Origin of the sequence: Psychrobacter sp. 1044 (assembly GCF_904846525.1) — a bacterium.
Lineage (GTDB): Bacteria > Pseudomonadota > Gammaproteobacteria > Pseudomonadales > Moraxellaceae > Psychrobacter.
In genome coordinates this window covers 38450-46417 of record NZ_CAJHAZ010000019.1, presented here as the reverse complement: position 1 = coordinate 46417, position 7968 = coordinate 38450, and the positions used below count along the sequence as shown (strand labels likewise).

At 43.4% G+C, this 7968-nt stretch carries 7 protein-coding genes; 3 read left to right on the top strand and 4 right to left on the bottom strand.

Annotated features, from left to right (window positions below; translation table 11 throughout):
- Positions 1-229: 229 nt before the first annotated feature.
- Positions 230-1129 (top strand): neutral zinc metallopeptidase, encoded by a 900-nt coding sequence (locus JMX82_RS12245; protein ID WP_201540735.1) that lies wholly within the window; start codon positions 230-232, stop codon positions 1127-1129.
- 184 nt (positions 1130-1313) lie between these two features.
- Here JMX82_RS12245 and JMX82_RS12240 read toward each other — a convergent pair whose 3' ends face one another.
- The 3 genes from JMX82_RS12240 to trxA form a co-directional block, all read right to left on the bottom strand.
- The gene (locus JMX82_RS12240) at positions 1314-1553 is read right to left on the bottom strand and encodes a hypothetical protein (protein WP_055125335.1); all 240 of its coding nucleotides are present in this window, start codon (positions 1551-1553) and stop codon (positions 1314-1316) included.
- 563 nt (positions 1554-2116) lie between these two features.
- Positions 2117-3385: a transcription termination factor Rho gene (gene rho, locus JMX82_RS12235; RefSeq protein WP_055125334.1), complete on the bottom strand. Its 1269-nt coding sequence runs from the start codon at positions 3383-3385 to the stop codon at positions 2117-2119.
- 526 nt (positions 3386-3911) lie between these two features.
- The gene (gene trxA / locus JMX82_RS12230; protein ID WP_060491956.1) at positions 3912-4238 is read right to left on the bottom strand and encodes a thioredoxin; all 327 of its coding nucleotides are present in this window, start codon (positions 4236-4238) and stop codon (positions 3912-3914) included.
- 369 nt (positions 4239-4607) lie between these two features.
- On the opposite strand from trxA, the gene JMX82_RS12225 reads away from it, so the two are divergent.
- Positions 4608-5321: an RluA family pseudouridine synthase gene (locus tag JMX82_RS12225; protein WP_193007340.1), complete on the top strand. Its 714-nt coding sequence runs from the start codon at positions 4608-4610 to the stop codon at positions 5319-5321.
- Positions 5322-5375: 54 nt separating this feature from the next.
- Positions 5376-6989 (top strand): flavin-containing monooxygenase, encoded by a 1614-nt coding sequence (locus JMX82_RS12220; RefSeq protein ID WP_201540734.1) that lies wholly within the window; start codon positions 5376-5378, stop codon positions 6987-6989.
- A 34-nt stretch (positions 6990-7023) separates the two neighbouring features.
- Here the strand turns inward: JMX82_RS12220 and JMX82_RS12215 are convergent, their stop codons facing one another.
- The gene (locus tag JMX82_RS12215; protein WP_201540733.1) at positions 7024-7965 is read right to left on the bottom strand and encodes a D-2-hydroxyacid dehydrogenase; all 942 of its coding nucleotides are present in this window, start codon (positions 7963-7965) and stop codon (positions 7024-7026) included.
- Positions 7966-7968: the final 3 nt, after the last annotated feature.

Here is a 7968-nt window from a genome sequence, read left to right as displayed (position 1 = left end):
TGGCTCGTAATTATAAGTCTATGCTGTATCTAGCTTGTACTATGATTCATTGCAAACTGAATTAGGGACACGCCCTAATAAAGTAGGATTTGTCAAAAATACTTTGAGATTACTTACTTGTTAGAAATCGGATTTGATCAAAAAAATAAAGAATTGAGTCAAAATTACACTATATAAAAAATCATCAATACGAGTAGCAATATATATCGTATATTTGAGGAATGAAACAATGAAATGGCAAGGTAGACGCGGCAGTTCCAATGTGCGCACCAGCAGTGGTGGCGGCAAAATGATAGGCGGTGGTATCGGTGGTATCGGTGGTATTATTATTGCTGGCATTTTATGGCTGGTATTCGGGGTGAATCCAATGACCGCTTTACAGACGGGTCAAGTAGTCGCAGGCGGTGGCAATAGCAGTGCCGCTACCGAACCTGCGACAAGTAACGATCGAGATACGCAGTTTGTCAAAGTAGTATTGGCTGATACTGAAGAAGTTTGGCATCAGATATTCAAAGAAGCTGGCAGCACCTATCAGGAGCCATCATTGATTCTCTTCAATGGTCAAGTCAGCTCAGCATGCGGCAGTGCTAGCTCCGCGACGGGCCCATTTTATTGCCCAGGCGATCAGACTGTCTATCTAGACAAATCTTTCTTTGTAGAAATGCGCCAAAATCTCGGTATCACGGGTGATAAACAAGGCTCTGGCGACCAAGATAATCAAGGTAAAGCGGGTGATTTTGCACAAGCCTATGTTATTGCACATGAAGTTGGTCACCACGTACAGACTTTGTTAGGCATCAGTCAGCAAGTTAATGAAGCCAGCCGTCAAGTCACTCGTGCACAAGCCAATAAGCTATCAGTACTACAAGAACTGCAAGCTGATTGTTTTGCTGGGGTTTGGGCACAACGTAACCAAGAGCGTGTACAGTTTTTGGAGGCAGGTGATATCGATGAGGCCATCAATGCCGCTGGTCAAATCGGTGATGATCGTTTAGCGCGTGCTAGCGGTGGAGCAGTCGTACCTGATAATTTCACTCATGGCACCAGTCAACAGCGTGTTCAGTGGTTCACTCGTGGTTTGGAAAGTGGCAACGTACAGTCTTGTGATACTTTTAGCGGGGCGCTATAAGTGTACTGGATATCATGATAAGCAGATTTACTTTCAACTCATGAGTTAGAAACAAAAAAGCCCGCAATATCGATTGCAGGCTTTTTGTATTTTAGAGCGTTTTAGGCATATTCAATAGATCTAAAATACAAACAGTTGAAATGCTTAAAAACGGTCTTGATAGCACCAAATAATCATTTAGCGATTATCTGCTGTTGTTAAGAATGTAAGCACCAGCGCCACCTACTGCAGCACCACCAAGTGCGCCACGAGCGATGTCTTTGCTGTCGCCGCCACTTCTAATAAGTGCACCAGCAGCAGCGCCGGCAGCAGCACCTTTAGCGGTATTGCTCAAGCCACTATTGTATCCGTTAGTTGCACAGCCACCCATGATAAGGGCAGAGCTAGTAAGAGCAGTCATTGCGATAGTTTTAGCAAATTTCATAGTATCACCTGTTAGGTTATCAAGTTAGTTTATCAAAATCAAAATACGATATTTTTATTACCACTGATTTTAATACCGATAGTAAGCTGTATTAAAATATTTGGGCAAGTATCTTAGAATAATCTATTGTGCTACCGCAAGACATACAAAGGTCTGCATTAGTAAGGATTACATCAAGGATGTTAGATATCTCGAAAATTATACTGCTATCAACACGTGATAGCAGAGTATATCTATACTGGCTCCTATACTAACCCATATAATAATTTCTAGGCGTAGTAAAAGCGCTAAGCTTTGCAAATAGCCTGTAAAGGATGTTTCTCCACTGTATCGTTGGTAGGGGTTTTGCTTAGGGTTATTGTATTTATATTGATAGTAAGCTAACTGTTTTTAATAAACGTACTTTTGGTGTTCAATAGTTAGTGCTTATCCTCATTTTTATGAGCATTTTTAAATTGAGGACATGCCTGAGCATATACAAAAACGAAAATACCGCACGAGTGCGGTATTTTCTATTTAGGTCGAATAGCTATTGAGCATGTTAAAGCGGCACGGAATTAGAACTAGTTCTGTGATTTACGTTTCATTTGCTCAAAGAATTCATCATTGGTTTTCGCTTCTTTTAAGCGATCCAACAAGAACTCAGTGGCTTGTACGCCATCCATCGGTTGCAGCAACTTACGCAAAATCCAGACTTTACGCAGCTTGTCTTCGTCCAATAAACGCTCTTCACGGCGTGTACCAGATTTTTTGATATTGATCGCAGGGAAGACACGTTTTTCGGCCAAGTCGCGTTCAAGCGTAATTTCTTGGTTACCCGTACCTTTGAACTCTTCAAAGATAACGCTGTCCATTTTACTACCCGTATCGATAAGGGCACTGGCGATAATGGTCAAACTGCCGCCTTCTTCCACGTTACGTGCAGCACCGAAGAAACGCTTCGGACGCTCAAGGGCATTGGCATCCAAACCACCGGTCAATACTTTGCCTGACGATGGTATGACCGTGTTATAAGCACGCGCCAAACGAGTAATCGAATCCAGTAAAATTACCACGTCTTGTTTGTGCTCGACCAAACGTTTGGCTTTTTCGATAACCATTTCAGCGACTTGTACATGACGCTGTGGCGGCTCATCAAAGGTAGAGGCAACCACTTCACCGCGTACCGTACGTACCATTTCGGTGACTTCTTCTGGACGCTCGTCAATTAATAGGACGATGAGATAGCATTCAGGGTTATTACGAGTGATCGACTGAGCGATGGTTTGTAGCAGCATCGTTTTACCCGCTTTTGGCGGTGCGACGATGATAGAGCGTTGACCTTTACCAATCGGCGCGATTAGGTCGATGATACGACCCGTCAGATCCTCAGTGGTGCCGTTACCAAGCTCGAGTTTTAAATGCTCAGTTGGGAATAGGGGTGTCAGGTTTTCAAAGATAAGCTTATGACGTGAGCGATCTGGGGTATCAAAGTTGATTTCGCCAACTTTCAATAACGCAAAATAACGTTCAGAATCTTTTGGTGGACGAATCGTGCCAGCGATACTATCACCTGTCTTCAGACTAAAGCGGCGAATTTGGCTAGGGCTGACATAAATGTCATCAGGACCGGCTAAGTATGAGCCTTCTGATGAGCGTAAAAAGCCAAAACCATCCGGAAGAACCTCAAGTACGCCGTCACCATAAATGGCTTCACCGTTCCGCGCATGGGTTTTTAGGATAGCAAAGATGATGTCTTGTTTACGGCTACGCGCCATATTATCAAGACCCATTTCTTTGGCGATAGCCAATAGCTCAGCGATTGATTTTTTCTTTAATTCAGTAAGATTCATAGATAGGTCATTAGCAATTGATCAGATGAGAGATGCCATTAGCAGCACAAGTCACGACAGTGATTAAAACAACGATAGTATGGTGATAGAGGGTGCGTGCACAGAGCTGGATTTATGTAGTTTGGATATTACGTGTCAGCTTATATACGAATTGCAATCGTTTATGCAAGGTAATAAGAAATAAGGATAAAGAAGTCTACATAAGAGTCTGCGTCAAAAACTCAATATCAGTAATTGTGTTTAGTCATTTCGTTCAGCAATGGTGTTTATAACGACGATTGTGTTTTTGTTGATAAACACGAGGAGAATAGCGATAAGACAGTTAGGAAAACCGTTAGTTTTCTGTTGTCAGCAGACTATACGGTCTTCGCAATAGTATTGTCAATAAATTTTGCCAAAAAAGTCGTCTAATTGAGTTTTTTGCATAAAAAACAAGCAAAAAAGCCACTATCTACGTTAGATAATGACTTTTTCGACGGTGTTGCTGTCTCTTTAGAATGCTTATGCAAAACGAGCAAGTCTCGACTTAGAGATGCTTGTCTAACACTTTTGCCAATTCAGCTTTTGGCTGTAGACCCATCACTGAGTCAACTTTTTCGCCATCTTTAAAGACAAATAGCGTTGGGATATTACGGATACCAAAACGGCTGGCCGCTTGTGGGTTGCTATCCACATCAACTTTGACGATTTTAACTTTGCCTTGGTACTCAGTGGCTAGATCTTCTAAAATAGGGGCGATTGCTTTACAAGGACCACACCATGCTGCCCAGAAGTCTACCAATACTGGCACATCTGATTGCAATACGTCTTTGTCAAAGTCGGCATCGGTAGTATGTAAAATAAGGTCTGACATAATTTATCTCTCTTGTTTTATTATTTCTATCGCCATCCATCAACCAATATATTTGTTGCATAATAGAATGATGAGTGACCAAAGAAGCGTTTAGAAGTGGTTAAAATGTGCCATTATATTAACATGTTTGCTCAGGGTTAACAGATGCAGGCTGGTTAAATTGTTTAACAATTACGATTAGCACAATAAATCGACACATAACGACACAGGCATGGTTTTATCTGTCACTTGATAATCCTGTCTGTGTCTTTTGCTCAAAAATAAGCAGTTTATAACACTATATCTATACTCTAATATCTACCACTTAAGACAGCTTTCATATGTAAGCTCATTAATCATTCAAGCCCCTTTATATAAGTGCCCATTTTTATGCCTTTTACTGCTGAAGAAGTCAACGCCCTCAATGCTCAAGAAAACGCCTATCCGCTTGAGTTTTTTCAAGCATTTGCGCAACAGATTACTGTCTACGAAGATGATGATATTTGGGTGGTTGATAAGCCTGTAGGTCTGTTGAGTGTCGATGGCAAAACGCTCAAGGTCAGTTTGCTGGCGAGACTTGAGCGTGCCAATCCCGCAGTCAAGCTGATTCATCGTCTGGATATGGATACCTCAGGGCTGCTCATTTTTGCCAAAAATGCTGCCGCACAAACCCATATTAGTAAGCAATTTATTGAACGTTTGCCACAAAAAAAATATCAGGCACGCGTCTTTGGAGAGTGGGAGCGTGTCGGCGCAACGGGTGAAATATCCGTACCAGTGCGCTATGAGCCAGAGACGAAACCGCGCCATATCGTCGATCCTAGCTGGTCAAAGCATGCCTTAACTTTATATGAAGTTATCAGCCATGAGCAATGCAACGGTCAGACAGTCACGCGCGTAATGCTAAAGCCTGTCACCGGTCGTAGTCATCAGCTGCGCGTCCATATGGTGCATGTGGGTCATGTGATGATTGGCGATCCTATTTATGCAGAAGGCACGGCTTTAGCGATTGCGCCAAGGCTTAATCTCCATGCTCAGCAATTGCGTCTCAAGCATCCTACGCTTGGTGCGTGGATGGATTGGGAAAGCCCAAGCCCTTTTTAAATGAATTTATGTAAAATTTTTTTAAACCCATCATGCAAAAACAAGGAACGTATTATGCTTGATATGACGGCAGCCAAGAAACGCTTCAAAGCTAAATCGGCACTCTCAGACACACCAGTGGATTATGAAGTACTGATTATCGGTGCAGGAATTGCCGGTATTGGTATGGCGTGCCGATTGCAGCAGCAAAAATACAAAGGACTGTTTGGTCATAAAAATTCAGGTAAGCAGAAACGCAAATCATCAAAGCAACAGCAGAAAAGTGCACAGCGATTTTTGGTGTTAGAAAAACGAGCAGATTTGGGTGGTACATGGGATTTATTTACCTATCCTGGCATCCGCTCTGACTCTGATGCCTTGACGTTTGGCTACAGTTTCAGACCATGGCTAAATCATAGGATTTTGGCAAAAGGCGGTGATATTAAAAACTATATTGCTGATACGGCGCGTGAGTTTGGTATCAGCGAACATATTCGCTATCAGCACGAGGTGCAGCAGTTGTCTTGGTCAAGTAGCCATCAACAATGGACGGCGATGGTAAAAAATCATGCCAGCGGTGAGGTATTTACGGTAACAGCAAAGTTCGTCGTTGGCGCCACGGGTTACTACGATTATGAGCAAGGTTATCGTCCTTCTTTTAATAAAGAAGCAGATTTTCAAGGTGAAATCATCCATCCGCAGCATTGGCAAAATGTGGATTATGACGATAAGAAAGTAGTCATTATCGGTAGCGGTGCCACAGCGATGACATTGCTGCCAGCTTTGGTAGATGAAAAAGGTGCGCAATGCGCGCGTCACGTCACTATGCTACAGCGTTCTCCCACGTATGTGGCAAGTGTACCGGGCGATGATTATACGCTTGATTGGCTAGCAGGTAAATTTTCACCGTTGTCAAAAGAGCAAGCTTATACGCTGCTGCGTACTCGTAATGTATTGATTCAACAAGGTACTTATCGAGCGGCTATATTGGCACCCAAGCTTATGAAAGCGTTATTAAAACGCGGTGTCAAAACAGAGCTAAAGGGTAGCGGTATCGATGTGGCGCATTTTGTACCGGACTATAATCCTTGGGACCAGCGGATATGTGCGGTGCCAGACAGTGATTTATTCAAAGCATTGCATGGCAAACGCGCCAGCGTCGTCACCGATCAAATCAGCCATTTTACCAAGACGGGCATCATGCTCGAATCGGGTAACTCTCTCGATGCTGATATCATCGTCACAGCGACAGGATTAAAGCTACAAATGCTCGGCGGTGCCAAAGTATATATTGACGGGCAGGCGATAGATATTGGTTCGCGCATGACTTATAAAGCGGTCATGATTGAAGATATACCAAATATGGTGGCGCTATTTGGCTATACCAATGCCTCATGGACACTAAAAATCGATTTGGCGTGTCAGTATGTGATGCGGTTGCTGGGTTGTATGCATCAACATCATTATCAAGTGGTATTGCCACAAGCACAGACTAAAGATGCCAAAGCGCTTACACAGACAGATACGGTGATGGGCGCGCTATCCTCAGGATATGTCAAGCGCGCTCAACATGAGCTACCCAAGCAAGGCGATATATATCCTTGGCGGGTGACAAACAACTATCTAAGTGACCGCATTATGCTCAAACATCGCAAAATAAAAGATGATTGGTTACGTTTTAGTCGTTAAGGTCGTTTGGTTACAGTCGTTTGTTAAATGTTTTTTAATGGCTATTAATAAAATCAGTAACTTGTTTGCTTAAGATCTGCCACAAGGTTTGTTGTGCACTTTTGCTGCCCCACGCATTATGCGGGCTAAATATAACGCGGGGATGCTTGGCAATGGTCAATAAAGGGTCGTCAGCGGTGATTGGCTCTTGTTCAAACACATCGCTGGCGTAGCCGATGATTTGCTCATTGTTAATGGCATCAGTCAGCGCTTGGCTATCGACAATACCACCACGAGCGACATTGACGATGAGCGGCTGTTTGACCATTTTTGCTAAAGTATCTGCATTAATCAGGTGCTGAGTTTTCTCGTTTAATGGGCAATGCAAGCTCAGTACATCAGACTGTGCCAGTACGTCGTCAAACGCAGTATAGTCGTCATTGCGCGGTGCGCGTCCTTGCTGCTCCGCCCATAATACTTTCATCCCAAAAGCGCGCGCAATATCGGTCACGCGTTTGCCAATAGTGCCAACGCCAATAATACCTAGTGTTTTATCTTCCAAATCTATTAGCGGAATATCCAGTAGGCAAAAATTACCGTTTGCTTGCCATGTGCCATCAGCGACTTTTTGATGATAATAAATACCCGCGCGCATGGCGTTGAGCATGAGCATAAAGGTATGTTCGGGCACACTTTTGACTGCATAACCTGCGACATTATAAAGCGCCACATGGTGCTCAATACAAGCGTCTTGATCTACGTTGTTCATACCAGTAGCGGTCAGCTGAATGAGCTTGAGCTTGGGCAACTTACTGATCACTTCAGCGCTGATCTGCACTTTATTGGTAATAATGATGTCGGCGTCTTTGCAGCGCTCTACAATAACAGCAGCATCTTTTGGGGTATCATCATAAGTGAGGTAGTCGCTGATGCCGTCTGGGGCTGGCAAGTCGATGCCATCAGAAAAAGTGCCTTTATCTAAAAAAACCGCGCGCATGGT